Source organism: Neobacillus sp. NRS-1170, assembly GCF_050468025.1.
Map to the genome: position 1 here is coordinate 72856 of NZ_JBITPF010000011.1, position 15109 is coordinate 87964.

Annotated in this window: 12 protein-coding genes; 4 read left to right on the forward strand and 8 right to left on the reverse strand. The window is 39.7% G+C overall.

All coding sequences use genetic code 11. The annotated features are described in order from the left end of the window. Positions 1 to 66: 66 nt before the first annotated feature. Entirely contained in the window at positions 67 to 900 is an 834-nt protein-coding gene (locus ACIFOT_RS03985) for an alkaline phosphatase family protein (RefSeq protein ID WP_430061893.1), read from the reverse strand. Further along, entirely contained in the window at positions 890 to 1996 is a 1107-nt protein-coding gene (locus ACIFOT_RS03990) for an ABC transporter substrate-binding protein (protein WP_430061896.1), read from the reverse strand. The genes ACIFOT_RS03985 and ACIFOT_RS03990 overlap by 11 nt, the downstream gene beginning before the upstream one ends. Positions 1997 to 2582: 586 nt before the next feature. On the opposite strand from ACIFOT_RS03990, the gene ACIFOT_RS03995 reads away from it, so the two are divergent. Then, positions 2583 to 3494, forward strand: coding sequence for an EamA family transporter (locus tag ACIFOT_RS03995; protein WP_430061899.1), 912 nt, complete (start codon positions 2583 to 2585; stop codon positions 3492 to 3494). A gap of 137 nt (positions 3495 to 3631) precedes the next feature. Further along, positions 3632 to 4090 carry a DUF3574 domain-containing protein gene (locus ACIFOT_RS04000; protein ID WP_430061902.1) on the forward strand — a complete coding sequence of 153 codons (459 nt, stop codon included), beginning with the start codon at positions 3632 to 3634 and terminating at the stop codon, positions 4088 to 4090. A gap of 159 nt (positions 4091 to 4249) precedes the next feature. Here ACIFOT_RS04000 and ACIFOT_RS04005 read toward each other — a convergent pair whose 3' ends face one another. The 5 genes from ACIFOT_RS04005 to ACIFOT_RS04025 all read right to left on the reverse strand — a co-directional run bounded on the left by ACIFOT_RS04005 (position 4250) and on the right by ACIFOT_RS04025 (position 10922). Further along, entirely contained in the window at positions 4250 to 4435 is a 186-nt protein-coding gene (locus ACIFOT_RS04005) for a Spo0E family sporulation regulatory protein-aspartic acid phosphatase (protein WP_430061905.1), read from the reverse strand. 32 nt (positions 4436 to 4467) lie between these two features. Further along, positions 4468 to 5361 carry a 5'-nucleotidase, lipoprotein e(P4) family gene (locus ACIFOT_RS04010; protein ID WP_430061908.1) on the reverse strand — a complete coding sequence of 298 codons (894 nt, stop codon included), beginning with the start codon at positions 5359 to 5361 and terminating at the stop codon, positions 4468 to 4470. Between the two features lie 283 nt (positions 5362 to 5644). Further along, a complete protein-coding gene (locus tag ACIFOT_RS04015; RefSeq protein ID WP_430061910.1) occupies positions 5645 to 6805 on the reverse strand; it encodes a response regulator in 1161 nt (386 codons plus the stop codon). A gap of 26 nt (positions 6806 to 6831) precedes the next feature. Next, positions 6832 to 9189, reverse strand: a complete 2358-nt coding sequence (locus tag ACIFOT_RS04020) for a histidine kinase (protein WP_430061913.1) — start codon at positions 9187 to 9189, stop codon at positions 6832 to 6834. Positions 9190 to 9707: 518 nt separating this feature from the next. Continuing rightward, positions 9708 to 10922 (reverse strand): MFS transporter, encoded by a 1215-nt coding sequence (locus tag ACIFOT_RS04025; RefSeq protein ID WP_430061915.1) that lies wholly within the window; start codon positions 10920 to 10922, stop codon positions 9708 to 9710. A gap of 677 nt (positions 10923 to 11599) precedes the next feature. On the opposite strand from ACIFOT_RS04025, the gene ACIFOT_RS04030 reads away from it, so the two are divergent. Further along, positions 11600 to 12823, forward strand: coding sequence for an MFS transporter (locus ACIFOT_RS04030; protein ID WP_430061918.1), 1224 nt, complete (start codon positions 11600 to 11602; stop codon positions 12821 to 12823). A gap of 254 nt (positions 12824 to 13077) precedes the next feature. Then, entirely contained in the window at positions 13078 to 14526 is a 1449-nt protein-coding gene (locus ACIFOT_RS04035) for a L,D-transpeptidase family protein (protein ID WP_430061921.1), read from the forward strand. Positions 14527 to 14584: 58 nt separating this feature from the next. Here ACIFOT_RS04035 and ACIFOT_RS04040 read toward each other — a convergent pair whose 3' ends face one another. After that, complete coding sequence (locus tag ACIFOT_RS04040; protein ID WP_430061924.1) at positions 14585 to 15028, reverse strand: Lrp/AsnC family transcriptional regulator; 444 nt, start codon at positions 15026 to 15028, stop codon at positions 14585 to 14587. Between the last annotated feature and the right edge of the window lie 81 nt (positions 15029 to 15109).

Here is a 15109-nt window from a genome sequence, read left to right on the forward strand (position 1 = left end):
TTTCGCTAACAATAGGGGAAATGGTTTTAATCGTAAAACCATTTCCCGGCAGTCTTTTTTCGAAAATTAAACGGTCACCTTTCCATTAAGGCCTGGCAATGAATAGTTGATCATTTTATCGGACGGTTCGATCTCTAATAGTTCACAAACAAGCGGGGCAAACGCCAATTGTGGGACGACCTCACTGTGGACGCCAGGCTCCACTTTTGGACTGATGATAAAGAGTGGTACATCACGCTCACCATCGGTTATCCCGCCGTGATTCCCATATTCACTCATACCATGATCAGATGTAATTAAAATATGGTATCCTTCCTTCATCCAAATTGGCAAAAGCTGTGCGAGCAAACTTCCCATCTTTAAGATTTGTTCACGGTATTCTTTCGATTCCGAACCGAACGCTTCCCCTTTTACGTCAACACCAAGCGGATGAATATATAAAAAGTGTGGGTCATGCTTTCGGCGCAATGCTTCCGCATCCATCAACACATGGCTGTCTGGATAATCATCGTCCCAATAAAATTTTCCGTATTGAATAGGCTTAGTTGAATCCTCTTGCTCGCGGTCTTCAACAAACACAAATGGAGTACGATTATACAGTTCACTTACCCAGTAATAGGCTGCTGCTCCGTTCCTTAACCCGTTCTCCTTCGTCAGATGAAAGAGACTTTTCTCCGTGGAAAGCTGCACAGCTTGATTCGAGGTAATACCGTTCATCGAAGCCGGTGTACCAGTAAGCAGCACTTCATATAATGGACGGGAAAGACTAGGCAGCTCCGACCGAACCTTGTAAAGTGCTGCCTGATTGGTTTCTACAAGATGCTGAATATATCCCAGAGTCTCACAGGCTTTATCGTATCTCATTCCATCCACAACAATAACGATTACTTTATTTGACATTGACTAACACCTCTTCTTGCCAAAGCTGCGGAAGTGTTTTAGCCGTTTCTTCCCAAGCTTTGAAATCCTTAATTGGTTTGGCATTTTTGTATTCTTCTTTTGGTATCATTTTATCCGCTACTTCTTTCGGGAGCTTCACGTTATCACGGATAGGACGGGCAAAGCCTTTTGCCAGGTTAATTTGTCCCTCGTCACTCAAGATATATTCTCTAGCGGCCATTGCGGCGTAAGGATGCTTCGCATATTTGTTAATAATTGTGGTATAGCCGCTTACGACTGAACCTTCTTTCGGAATGGTGACATCGAATTGGTCACGATTGATTTGTTCTGCATAACCAAGGGCATTGAAATCCCAAACAATGGCCACTTCCACTTCCCCTTTTTCGATGTTTGCGGGCTTGGCATCCGTTAAGCTAAGACGTCCTTGCTTCGCAAGCTTCGTAAAAAATTCAATTCCTGGTTGAAGATGTTTTTCATCCCCACCGTAAGCGATAGCAGCAGCAAGAACGCCCATTTGGTTCTGTGTCCCACGCTGAACATCTCCAATGGTTACTTTGTAATTTCCTTTTAGGATATCATCCCATGATTTTGGCGGGTTTTTCACTAATTCTTTATTGGTTAAGAAGGCAATCGTTCCTTGGTAGCCGACTACCCAGTCCCCATTGTCATCTTTTGCCCAGTCAGGTACATCATCCCAATAGGAGGTTTTATAGGGCAGAGTTAATTTCTTTTGTTCAGCAACCGGTCCAAAGGACATCCCTACATCACCGATATCCGCGGTAGCATTTTCTTTTTCCGATTCCATTTTGGCAATCTCTTCAGCACTCGATAAATCTGTATCATTGTGTTTCAATGTGTATTTTTTCATTACTTCATCCCATGTTTCTCCCCAGTTGGCCCATGAATCAGGCATACCGGTACTATTGACTTCCCCTTCTTTTTTGGCCTTTGTTTCAATTTCATTAAGGGTTAACGAGTTCGGATCCTTTATACTCGATGCAACCGGTTCTTTTGTATCTGCACATGCGGCTAATCCCATTACACTTATTCCTATCATCACAGCTTGAATCGACTTGTACCACTTCTTTCCATTCATAAAAAGTATCTCTCCTCAATGTGGAATTTATAATGTTGTTTACTGTTTGTTACGGTTTAATCATAATCCAACAATGTTAATCCCACATTAATCCAACATTAAGAAATTGTAAAGTCAATGTTAAAGAAAACAATGGATATTATTAATGCCACCAGTCAAACGTTCTTTTTTAGAAGGCTCTGTTAAACTTTGTTGTTGATTTGCGCTCCAGGTGCTTCGCGCACCTTAGGGCGTGCCGGGGAGCCTCCTCGGCGCTTTGGCGCCTGCGGGGTCTCTCCTGACCCGTACTCCCGCAGGAGTCTTCGCACCTTCCGCTCCAATCAACAGTGTTAAAAATCAACAATGCCCTTTAACAGAGCCTTTTAGAAAAAAATCCACAGCTTCCATCATTTTGCAGAATAAGCTCCAACAAGTACGTTGACATTCATTATTTATTTGGTTTAAAGTAATAAAAGTAGTTTAAATACTAAAATCTATTTGTTTGTGGATTTTTCTAGAGGAATCTCTATTTTCGCCACACAGCTTCTATAGGCTGTGTGGCTTTTTTGTTTAGAACAGTTAATAGATTGAAAAAGGGGAGGTGAAAATGAAAACTTGGCAATACTCATTTATTGTTTTATTAGGTGGTTGCTGTTACGGAGCATTATCCACTTTCGTAAAGCTCGCTTATGCTGCAGGTTTTACGGTGGAAGTAGTGACGGGGAGTCAATACTTTCTGGGTACTTTGCTGATTTGGACAGTTGCACTTTTTTCGAAAAAAAAGAAACTGACACTCGGTAAAATAGGTAAACTCCTTTTATCAGGAATACCACTCGGTTTAACGGGGGTATTTTATTATCAATCACTGCAAACACTTCATGCTTCGCTTGCGATCATTTTTTTATTTCAATTTGTCTGGATTGGCACATTTTTTGAATGGTTTTTTTATAAAAAAATACCGACCTTAGGAAAAATAGTTTCCATCGGGATTCTCATTATTGGCTCTATTCTTGCGGCTGGCGTTCTTACAGTAGACAACGGGGTGATCACATGGCAAGGGGCAGTTTGGGGACTACTTTCCGCTGTATCCTATACTTCGTTTATTTTTCTTAGCGGCACGGTTGAAAAAGATCTACCTCCTGTGCAGAAAAGCGCCATTTTTTCCACTGGCGGGCTGATTACAGTTTTCATTCTGTTTCAACCTACCGAGTTATTCCATTTACCTGTTTTGATTGGAATCGCTCCATATGGATTATTTCTTGGCTTATTAGGGGTCGCCCTGCCACCGCTGTTATTTTCAATTGGCATGAGGTATATCGAGCCTGGACTTGGTACTATTTTGACAGCCTCTGAGCTTCCGATTGCGGTCATCTTATCGACGCTTTTCTTGGCAGAACACGTAAGCATATCCCAATGGCTCGGAGTTGTTTTGATCTTAGGCGGAATTGCAGCAGGAAATGTGAATCTATCAAAAACAAAAATAAAGTCGCATTCTTTGGAAAAGGAATCTGTTTCTTAATATAGAGAAAAAATTAAATAAAATTTGGAAAAAGAGTAAAAAATACCCTTTTTAAAATACATTGATTCATGTATAAAGTAATAGAATGAAAGTCACCACGGTATTGCCAATTACATTTTAATAAAAAAGGAGGCCTAATGTTGAAAGGGAAAAAAATTTTTTATTGGATCATCCCATTTGTGTTAGTTACTTTTTTAGGGAATGCGGTGTACGCTGCACAACAGCCAAAAGCTCCTGAAGTAAAGCAAACTTCTGCTTTAAAGGGGCAATTTTACCTTAAGGACATTGTGAAAATCTACGTACCATCTACATATAATGTAGATCAACCCATTGATAACACACCATATGTTAATAAATCACTAGAGAGATTCTCAAAAATGTTTGGAGGGGCAACAGCAATCGATGGGACAGGAGCTTGGCTCTCAGATAATGATCAGTTAGTGAAGGAAAAAGTAACCATCGTCTATAGCTTCGCAGAGGATTTGAATAAGAAAAAAATAAATGAAGTGGTTGCCTACGCTAAATCTCTAAAGGAAGAGATGAAACAATCATCCGTATCTCTTGAAGTGAATGGGAAAATGTATTTTATCGAGTAACTTCTATACGTTTTGTGTCAAAGAATAATAAGAGGGGATGTCCCAAAAGTATAAATTTTTAAGAGACATCCCTTTTTGTATTTCCTTACTAGGTGTACTTGCTTTATATTCTCTAAATCTATGAGAATCTTAGTTGATATAATTTACAAACTAATAAGATTAAGTTGTAACAATCTTATGATAAAGAATGATTAATTGGTCAAGTTCTTCACTAACCTGAACTGTCTCAAGTTCCGTAAGTCCATATTGAATACCTAACGCAATCATCTTATTTCTTTTCATTTCGATTATTATTTCTAGCATTCTTGTCAGCTGTTTAATGTAGAAGGGCACGTCAATTGACATCTATACCACCTTTATCGAGTATGGTTCTTTTACTATTGTTTCCAGGCAGAACGAGTAGCAGCGTCCTTCCATTTTGCCCGGTTTTCATCAGTCGCTGGAGGTTCTGATTCTCCGAAGATGGCACGTACCCAGTGTCCGTCAGTTGGATTTGGCATGAGGATAAATTTCGTTCCATAGAGATCCTTATCCTGTTCCATCAATTTGGCACGCTCATTAACATCCTTCACGTAATAAACTCGACGAAAGTCGTTTAAGTTATCACCTAGATAGGAGATTACATCATAATTCTGAGCGATTTCGTTTTGGCGGGTCTCCTTATTTGATGTGTCTCTAAGAATTGTCAGGTGATTATCATCTACATAAGGAAAATTAAGTTTTTTAAGTTGCGTCTTTGCGTAATGATAAGTTTTTGATCCCTGGTCACGGCTCGACACATAGAAAACCTCCACCCCTTTTTCCTTACAGTAATTTAAGAAATCCAGTGACCCCGGAGTGGCAACCATATTGTACGTTGGAATCCACTTGTCCCAGATAGCATCGTCGAAGAAGTCCTTATTATTGTTGATAAGGTATCCCCAATAGTTGACCGGGCTAAGAACCGTATCATCCAAATCCGTGATAACGGCTAACGGCTTATCACCTGGTCTGTGGTTGGCAAGGGCGAGATCAACTTGCTTTCGGGCCATATTAAAGGATTGGTGATATAGCGCCTTATACTCTGCGGCGGTCTGCTTCCAAGCAACAGCCATAGTTAGTATATTGTTGAGTCCATCTCCTGTAGGACCTTCGGCTTCTAGTGCTTTTTCTTGCTGTGCCGATGCCGCCTGTACCTGTGTTAAATTCTGCTTAGAGGAGCCGAACGCATAACCAACTGTCGCACTAAGTGCCATAAAACCGACCATCATCATCGAAAAGTGTTTTTTCATTCTCTTTATCCCCCTCAAATTTTTTATAGCATAAAATACGATAACGAGCGTTAAGGTACTTTTTGCAAAAATAGTTGTACAGCTTTTTAGGTTACTGCTACATTTTGTTTCAACACGCAATCTTTGTTCGTGCTCTTCCTCGTTGTTAATTGCCTTACCACCATGTTAAATCGTCATTCTGACATATTTCTGACATTAGAGAAAATTACGAAAACAAATAAATGAACATAGAAAAAAGCGACTTGAATCGGAATCAACTCCTTTTCAAATCGCTTTTGGTCTTTTAGAGGATTTTCATTAATTTCTTATAGTGCTTTTCAACTTTTAAAGAGGGTGTGCAGCCCATTTCTTCCATAAGATATTGGCTATGCTGCTGATATTGTTTGATGAGGGCTGGCTTGTCTTTACGTTTTTCGTAAATGTCCATAGCCAAGATACATGCCTTTTCCTCATAAGGGAAAAAGCGCAATAGCTTATTCAGGTATTCCAATTCTTGTTCAATGGATTGGTTCTTACCAAAATAATCGATCAGCCTATATGCCATTCGAATATACATTTGGTTGATGCTTTCACTATGAGCAGCACTCCAAAGATAAGCTTTATTTTCAAAAAGCTCTCCACGGTAGTATCTTTCAGCTTTCATAAGCAACGACACTTCTTTTTCGCTGTCAGGCTTTTGTCTGTTCCTTAACAAATCCATGGATAATCTTACAAATTCCTTATAATCTAAGAGACATTCCTCTAGCTCTACCCAGTAACCGTTACTATTGCTTTTAATCTGTAGTGGCACCTTTTCATTCGCAATCGTTTTCTTTAAGCGGTAAATGGAGGTATGGAGATTGGTTTTTGCCCTATCAGGGTCTAGGTTGGGCCAAAGCAAATCACAGAGCTTCCATTTGTCTGCAGTTTTCCCAAGGTGAATTACAAGATAAGCTAAGAGCTCCTCTACCTTTGATGTCATCCAGTGTACCTTTTGATTTGAATGTTTCCCGTAGACTTCAAATTCCCCTAGACAAAGTATTCTTCCCTTAAGTATGATATCTTGAGCCTCATTTGAGGATTCTGGCCTCTGCTGCCTCGTGCGGTTTATGATTTTACGAACCACTCGATTCATTTCATCCGCATCAACAGGCTTCAAAATATAATCCAGGGCATTTACTTTAAAAGCTTCTATTGCATACTGGCTGTATGCTGTGACAAAAATGATATGCATTTGCCCATGGATCGCCAAAATCTTTTCAGCCAATTCCAATCCATTCATGTCTGGCATTTCAATGTCTACAAACGCAACATCGGGTTTAATCTCACGAATTTTTTCAAGAGCCGTTTCAGGATGGGTAAATTGCTTGACTACTTCTAATTGGCCATTTTGATCAATGACTCGTTTTAATAGAATATGGTTTGGATGCTCGTCATCTATGGTTATCGCAATCAGCTTTGGCAAGGCAAATTTCCTCCTCCAGTTATTAATCAGGTGTTTTCCTTGAACGGTAAATATAAGGTGATGATCGTACCATGCTCTTCTCTGCTTTCTATGGTCAGTTTCTTGCCTGCAAAATGTCCCAGCCTTTGATTGATGTTGGCAAGCCCTACTCCAAAAACGGTTTCCTTTCGAGACAAAATTTCTTTGATTTTTTGTTCCGACATCCCGACGCCATCGTCTGTAACAGTGACTTTAATCGATTCGCCTTCTGGCTGGACGGAAAGCTTTACCGTGCCCCCCTGCGTTTTTTTCACAACCCCATGCCGGATTGCATTCTCTACTAAAGGCTGTATCATCAATGGCATGATCCTTTGCTGTAAACAAGTCTCATCTATATCGAAAATGGTTTGAAGTCGTTCTCCATATCTAGCTTGCTCAATATCCACATAGGATTTCACCAGTTCAATTTCACGTTGCAGTTTCACTAGCTCTCCACGGTTATCAGTATTAAATACGATTCTTAGGTATTTGCTGAGACTATTCAATAGTTCTCCCGCTTTTTCCGAATCGGTATAGCAGAAGGCCATGATCGCGCTTAGAGCATTGTATAAAAAGTGAGGTTTTATTTGCGATTGCAAATAGGCCATTTCGTTTATTGCTACTTCCTTCTCGAGCTTTTTCGAAAACTTTTTGGTTCGAATAAACCCAAATACAAATAGCGTTAAAACGATTAATACAATCAGCAAAATGAAACTAATTAAATTTCGATGTCTCTTTTGCGTGATATACCTGTTCCTCAGATCACTTTCACCAACTTTATACTTAGCTATTATTTCATTGGTATCAAAATAATTCATAGCCCGATTCATTATGCTTACTAAGGTATCCATCTCACGGGTCTGTTTAAAAAAATAGCAATAATATTTAGGTGACTCTATAATGCGATAAACAGATGTCAAATCAAAAAGTTCATTTTCATAAAAATCTTCCAAAAAGACATTTTCATTTTGAATGATATAGTCAACATCCCTATTTTTTAGTCCGTGATACATTTTACTATCACTATCAAAATATGTGATTTGTTCTTTAGGGATGATTGTCTCAATGAAATCTGTTATGGCTGTTCCCTTCACTATGCCTACTTTCTTATGAAGAAGTTCTTGCACGTAGTTTATCTTTTTTGAGTTGTCTGCTTTTGCAATCACAGAATAATATGTGGAAACATAAGGTTGTGAAAAGAGACCGAATTTTTGTCTGGTTGGTGTAATGCTAATTGGAAACAGGAGGTCAATATCCTTCTTTTTCACTTTATTAACCTTATCGGACCAACTGAGGTTTTTATCGCGTATAAAGCTATACTTTAACCCAATGATGTCTGCAATGTTTTCAAAAAGGTCGACGCTAGCGCCTGAATATTTACCTTTGGCTTCATCATAAAAGGATAGGGGAGCAAAGTTGTCATCCACCATAACACGCACTTCTCCAATTGAACGTATCAATTCCTTTTCCTTTTCCGTCATAAAAAAGTGATTATACAAATAGGCTTTCCGCGTTTCTTTCTCATATTCTGTAACGATTGGGCCTATTGCACCGGAAATCGCTTTGTTCAGTATTGATAGTAATAAAGGATTGGAGCTGCTAGTAAATACACGGTAGGTTTCATCGTTCCGATCATCAGGGACCGGAAGCGACAAGAGACCACGATCAATAAAACTTCTGTAATTCTCAACATTTGAGTAAATAAAATCAATATTATTATTTTTCAATGCATTATAAGCAACAGAAATATCTTTGTACGGATAATATTTTATGTCGCTAAAATGATTTAGCGGTTGACTGTTTTCGTCTATCATGTTTAGAATACCAATTTTTTTCCCTGCCAGTGTGTCTCCAAGTGTATCATACGTCATTTTTTTATTATTCGAATAAAATATGAAATTCATATTGATGCTAATGGGTGTACTAAGCAGGATATCAGGATAGTCTATTGAACGCCTTTTGATTATTGGTGACAAATCCAAAGAGCCATTCGAAATTTGATCGAAGACATCTTCTGAACTGCTCACTGCAACATAAGAAAGTTTTACCCCCAACACTTTTGCCAGTGCTGAGTAGAAGAATTTATTTACCCCATATTCATTTCCATTATTTCGAAATTCATAGAATCCCCCTATGGAATCAAGATTAATAGGAACTTTCAACCCTTTTTTCCTGACTTCATCAAGGTACTCTTTTTCTTCTTCTGTGAATGGAATCGATTCGCTGGAAAAAGAGTCTGCAATGTTACTATATTTTTCATAGACTTCATCATATCTATTTTTGGAGGAGGATGCTTCTGCAACCGCGAAACCCGATGTAAGAAGCCAAACCAAAATCAAAAGTATGATCACTTTTTTTTCATTCATTCATACAGCCCCTTATGTTGCGTTACTCCATTTTATGTAATTTTCCCCCACACCGCTGCACCGATTCGAAAACTTGGGTTAGCCAAATCTTTCTTACTCAGCACTAAATGATTTTCAGTTAGATAGTAAAATAAAATGTTCACCGAATTCTTTTTAATTCAGTATAAATTTCTACATAGAGGGCTATCAACAAAATTACGCAATATCATCAAAATAGTACAAGAAAAAGACACGTTCCTACAAAAACGCGCCCGATCTTTGAACAGAAAAACTTGCTGTTTTCCTGCCTATTTAACATAAAATTTGTTATTGTAACTGCCATTACTCACTTAGTTGTCTATAGATATCTACACAAAAGAAATATACATACAGATAAATGGATATACGATTAATACTGTTTTATTCATACACACAATTATACTTGTTTCCCCTGGTTAAAATAATAAAAATAGGGTCGGACTTCTACTATTTGATCCTAGAATTCCGACCCTTTTGTTTAGTAATAACTTCCATACGATTTATGAGAGAGAACGGAGTTTTCTTATGGAAGGAAATAAATACATCCACAGACCGGCAACAAGAACCGTTCCAAGTCCACCAATGAATGCAGCAGGAACCGCTCCTAAAAATCCAGCCAGCGTTCCAGACTCAAACTCTCCAAGCTGATTGGAAGTACCGATAAAGAGAGCGTTCACCGCGTTAACCCGGCCCCGCATTTCATCAGGAGTTTGCAGCTGCACAAGTGATGACCTAATAACCACACTGACCACGTCCGAGCCTCCGATTAGGAACAAGGCTGCCAATGAAACAATCAGGTTCGTCGATACAGCGAAAAGCATGGTGGATAATCCAAATACAGCGAGTGCACCAAATAATGTAAGGCCATAGGCTTTCTTTAATGGAAAATAACCCAATATAATTGACACAACCAGTGCCCCAACCGCCGGTGCAGTCCGCATTAACCCCAATCCCCAAGGACCAGTATGAAGAATGTCCTGTGCGAATATCGGTAAAAGAGCTGTCGCGCCGCCTAGCAAGACAGCGAAGAGATCCAGTGAAATGGTTCCAAGGATGACTGGATGGCGATAGACAAACACCAAGCCTGATAAGATGGAGCGCATTGATACGGGTTCTGCCCTTCGGACCGCTTGCTCCAAGCCGGTGATTAAATAGGTCATGATGGCTGCAGCAAGCAATGCTACAGTTGCGGTACTATACACGAATGCGGGTCCTAACGAAAAAAGTACACCGCCAAGGGACGGACCCAGGATTTGAGCTGTTTGCCCAGCCGTAGTACTTAAAGATATCGCCTGCGTGAGAATCTTTTTATGTACCAACTGTGGCAATAGGGCTGATGAAGCCGGACCTTCGAAGGCACGGCAAGCTCCAATGATCGCCGCTGCCAGCAAAATCTGTTCACGCCCCAGAAAGCCTGCATGATTTCCATAGAGCAGAAGTCCGGCCATCATACCTTCAATGAGCAAACACCAAAAAACAATTTTTCTACGATCAAAGCGGTCGGCCACTTGCCCGACAACTAATGTGAGCAGAACCATCGGGATAAACTGAGCCAGTCCCACCAAACCGAGACTAAAGGCGTCATGAGTCAAGTCATACATTTGCCATCCGATTGCCACGGACAGCATCTGAAAGGATGTAGAGGCCAAAATGCGCGAGAACCAAAATTTTGCAAAAGATGGCTGACGGAGAATAGAATTATTTAACTGAAGCAATTATGTTTCACGCCCTTTTCGAAAATAGCTTTAATAATAATTTAGGAATACGAAATATTATACTATTTTCGGCACTGCTAGTTAAGAAATCCGACTTAGAGCGAACGTGCAACCCGCTGTGTTTCCCCCACAGTTCCCTCCGACCCTAAAAAGTTGTATCCCACGAGCACTCTGGCTCCTTCATAGTGACCGTTGACAACTTAAATTGTACGCGGCGGGCATTCTGGCTCCTTCACAGTGACCGTTGACACTTTAAATTGAACGCGGCGGGCACCCTGACTCCTTCACAGTGACCGTTGACATCTTAAATTGTACGCGGCGGGCACTCTGACTCCTTCACAATGACCGTTGACATCTTAAATTCCACGCGGCGGGCACTCTGACTTTCACAATGACCACTGACACGTTAAATTGTACGCAGCGGGCACTCTGACTCCTTCACTGTGCCGTTGACACACTAAATTGTACGCGGCGGGCACTCTGACTCCTTCATAGTGACCACGACCTTAAAAATTGCACTTAAATCTTCATAAAACACTTGATTACCAACAGCAATTAAATTATCATCTAATTAGATATTTATTAAATTAGTTTTCAGGTGTTCAGGTGCACCCTATTTTTTTACCAATCTAATTAGATATATATAAAATTAGATTATTATAAAAGAAGGTGATGGAATGTTTATAAGACAAGAAAAACAATATAGAAAACTATTTCTCGCTGGAGTCGTAAACGGAATCGGCGACCGCTTTAGTTCAGTTGCCGTATTAGCGATGCTGCTGCAGCTAACAGGATCAGGCCTGGCCGTGGGCATCACACTAGCCATACGGCTGATACCGTTTGTCATCTTTGGACCAATTGGCGGAAGGCTTGCTGACCGCTTTCCAAGAAAAATGATATTGGTCACAACCGACCTCATTCGGATTGTATTTGCCTTAACCTTCTTGTTGGTGGACAGCAAAGAAGATCTCTGGATTGTTTATGTAAGCTCCTTTCTTTTAGCGGCGGGAGAAGCCATTTATGCTCCAGCAAGAAAATCAGCCATCCCGCTGCTCGTAAAAAAAGAGCAGCTTATTAAAGTGAACAGTTTGGAACAAGTCTTGATCGGCATTGTATTAATAGGCGGAGCTTTTTCTGGAGGAATCGTGGCCTTTATTTTTGGCCCCCATATCACCTTTTGGTTCAATGCGGCCTCCTTTTTAGGTGCAGCAGCGATCATCTCGACCATTGTGTTCCCTAAACATAAACAAGTTACGGAAGGGACGCTTCTCGAAAAAGAGTCGCTTTGGTTTGTGTTTAAGAAAGTTATCAGCCTGTCTATTCCCGTTCAAATCCTATTAATCTGCGAAGTATTAATTGCTTTCATGAACGGAATCGATAATGTACTCATCAGTGTGTACGCTGTTAATGAGTACCAGTTGGGAGATGTAGGTGTAGGGCTGTTCTATGGGGCATTAGGGATTGGTCTGACTTTAAGCTACACAGTCGCGAATCGGTTACGAAAAAATTTTTTAGTTACTGGTTTACTCTGTTTAATGCTTGAAGGAACGTTTCTATTATTATTGAGCCGGACGCATTTCGTTGGCTTTGCGTTTCTCTTGTTTTGTGGTGTGGCTTTTATGTCTGGCATTGGGAATGCCAGTTTTGATACCGTTCTAATGAAAGAGATTCCTGAGGAGTATCATGGAACAATGTTTGGACTGTTGGCAACCATCAGTAATACAATTTTGGGTATTTCTATGTTTTTAGCTGGATTTGCACTGCATTATCTTTTACCGCGTTCCTTAGGTTTGATTGGCGGTGCTACCTATGTTCTTATTGCCATTTTCCTTCTTGCCGCGATTTCTACAAAAGCCTATCGGAAGAGAAGAATATCACAAAAGAATATGACCTCAGTTTAAATACAAGTATGACTATGATTTATCCCCCTTCTTCTTTAGCCCTCAAAGAAAAGGGGTTTTTTTAGGTTTAGTTAATATTATTTAAATAAATTTTTCCAAGTGTACAAATAGTGACAAAGTTCGACCCAAATTTCTAGTAGAATAGTAGCTAACGTGTAATAATAGAGTAATATAATTGTAATCTTTGAAAGTAAAACTTAAAGTTTTAAAACGGTGGGCGGGTAGCTGGATCACCGTTGCGGGAGGGAATTTTTTTGGAAAGTGCATTAAATCAATCAGTAGAAGAATTGGGTAAACGTCGTAGCAGCTCAAAGAAAAGTTTTGCCAACTGGAAGTTCATTACAACAGGTATCATCATTATTATTGCAGTCGTAATAGCGGCGATCAGCTATTATCAGGCAAAACACTTTAACGCCAATGTAAAGATTAACGGCACAAAGGTCGGGGGACTAACGGCTGAGCAGGCCCTTAAAAAATTAAAAACTTCCGTATTAAAGAACGAAGTCTTTGTCGGACAACAGCAAATTTTAGATGGAAACGATACAGAAATGAAATTTACGAGTACAGATCTGCCTGGAGTCAAAAAATTATTAAAAAGCCAGCAGAGCTTTTTTCCTTCTTCAAAAGCAAAAAGTTTTTCATTAATGCCAAGCACTTTGGATCAGTACCGCAGCGAGACAATGAAAAAACAAGTGGAAGAAAAGCTAATTTCTATGAATAAGACTTTAAAAGCTCCGAAAGATGCAGAGGTTCATTTGGAACAAGGTAAAATCGTTGTCTCCAAAAGCAGCAGTGGGGAGCAGTATGATGTTGCCGGCCTTTTAAAGGCCTATGAGGATCATTTATATACGAGTGAAATCCGTCTTCAACCTGTATACATACAGCCAATCAAAGAGGACAGCCAGGTTATCAAAAATGAACAGAAAAAGCTTCAGGGACTCCTTGCCCAGACGGTTGATTATAAGGTGCAGGATAAAGTTCATACGTTAAAAGCCAGTGAACTAATTAAAACTGCCTCTGTGTCAAAAGACATGAAGGTGACCATTGACCCAGGCGATATTAACAAGAAAATTGCCGAAATTAATAGTACTCAATCCACATTGAATAAAAATTTCTCCTTTAAGACCCATTCAGGCAAAGTCGTTTCGGTAAAAGGACAAGGGTATGGCTGGGCATTAGATGTGGACAAAGAAGCCGCACTGGTTCAGGCCGCTTTTGAAAAAGCAGAGAAAACCGTTACAGCTTCCAATATCATCGGTCATGGCTGGAAAGGTGAAGGCTACGGTTTTGACACGTTAACGAACAATGGCATTGGCGATACGTATGCAGAAGTATCCATTGCTGAGCAGCGTATTTGGATTTACAAAAATGGAAAATTAGCCATTACAACAAATGTCGTTACCGGCAAACACAGTACTGGTAATGATACATCAAAAGGAGTATGGTATATCCTCTATAAACGTACACCAGCCACACTAACAGGCAGAGAACTTGGAGGAAAACCTAGTTATCAAGTACAAGTTAATTATTGGGCTCCTTTTACGAATGACGGGCAAGGCTTCCACGATGCCGGCTTTCGGTCAAACTGGGCAAGCAATGCCTATCTAAATGCAGGATCGCATGGCTGTGTCAATACACCGGTAAGTGCTATGAAGACTGTGTATGAGAATCTCAGTACATACGAGCCGGTAGTCATCTATTAAATAAAAAACAGGAAATCGTTAATGATTTCCTGTTTTTTGTTTTATGGCTTTTGACTTATTAAAAAGTTGCAGTCAACGGATTCTGTTGTTTAATCTCTTGTATGGATAGATTTAAACTGTAGTTCCCATGCTCAAGAAGTTTATTAAGAAACAGATTCAATTGATCTTGGGATTTAACGATTACTTTTAAATGGTAACATCCTTTCCCTGATATTCGGTGAGCTTCAACTACCTCATTTCTCGCCTTAATAAAATGAATAAACGAATCATGATTAGCTGTTTTCATATGAATGATGACAAACGCTGTAAACATGAGTCCTAATTTCATTTCATCGACTATTAGGGAATAGGCTTTAATTACCCCACTTTCCTCAAGTTTCTTAATTCGATTCCCTACTGCCTGTCCAGTCATATGAATTTTTTCCCCTAAGTCTTTCCATTGAATACGAGAATTTTCAGTTAATAACTGGAGGATTTGAAAATCAATTTGATCAAGTTCCATATAAATTCCTTTCACCATGAAATTATTTTAGCTAAAAGTGTTTCATCAAAGTATCGATTAAAATCAAGAGATTATCTATGA

What these genes read in the sequence shown, in the direction of transcription:
- ACIFOT_RS04040 (WP_430061924.1), bottom strand. Translation starts at nt 15,028, where the DNA reads ATGGAACTTGATCAAATTGATTTTCAAATCCTCCAGTTATTAACTGAA.
- ACIFOT_RS03990 (WP_430061896.1), bottom strand. Translation starts at nt 1,996, where the DNA reads ATGAATGGAAAGAAGTGGTACAAGTCGATTCAAGCTGTGATGATAGGA.
- ACIFOT_RS03985 (WP_430061893.1), bottom strand. Translation starts at nt 900, where the DNA reads ATGTCAAATAAAGTAATCGTTATTGTTGTGGATGGAATGAGATACGAT.
- ACIFOT_RS04030 (WP_430061918.1), top strand. Translation starts at nt 11,600, where the DNA reads ATGTTTATAAGACAAGAAAAACAATATAGAAAACTATTTCTCGCTGGA.
- ACIFOT_RS04000 (WP_430061902.1), top strand. Translation starts at nt 3,632, where the DNA reads ATGTTGAAAGGGAAAAAAATTTTTTATTGGATCATCCCATTTGTGTTA.
- ACIFOT_RS03995 (WP_430061899.1), top strand. Translation starts at nt 2,583, where the DNA reads ATGAAAACTTGGCAATACTCATTTATTGTTTTATTAGGTGGTTGCTGT.
- ACIFOT_RS04005 (WP_430061905.1), bottom strand. Translation starts at nt 4,435, where the DNA reads ATGTCAATTGACGTGCCCTTCTACATTAAACAGCTGACAAGAATGCTA.
- ACIFOT_RS04010 (WP_430061908.1), bottom strand. Translation starts at nt 5,361, where the DNA reads ATGAAAAAACACTTTTCGATGATGATGGTCGGTTTTATGGCACTTAGT.
- ACIFOT_RS04020 (WP_430061913.1), bottom strand. Translation starts at nt 9,189, where the DNA reads ATGAATGAAAAAAAAGTGATCATACTTTTGATTTTGGTTTGGCTTCTT.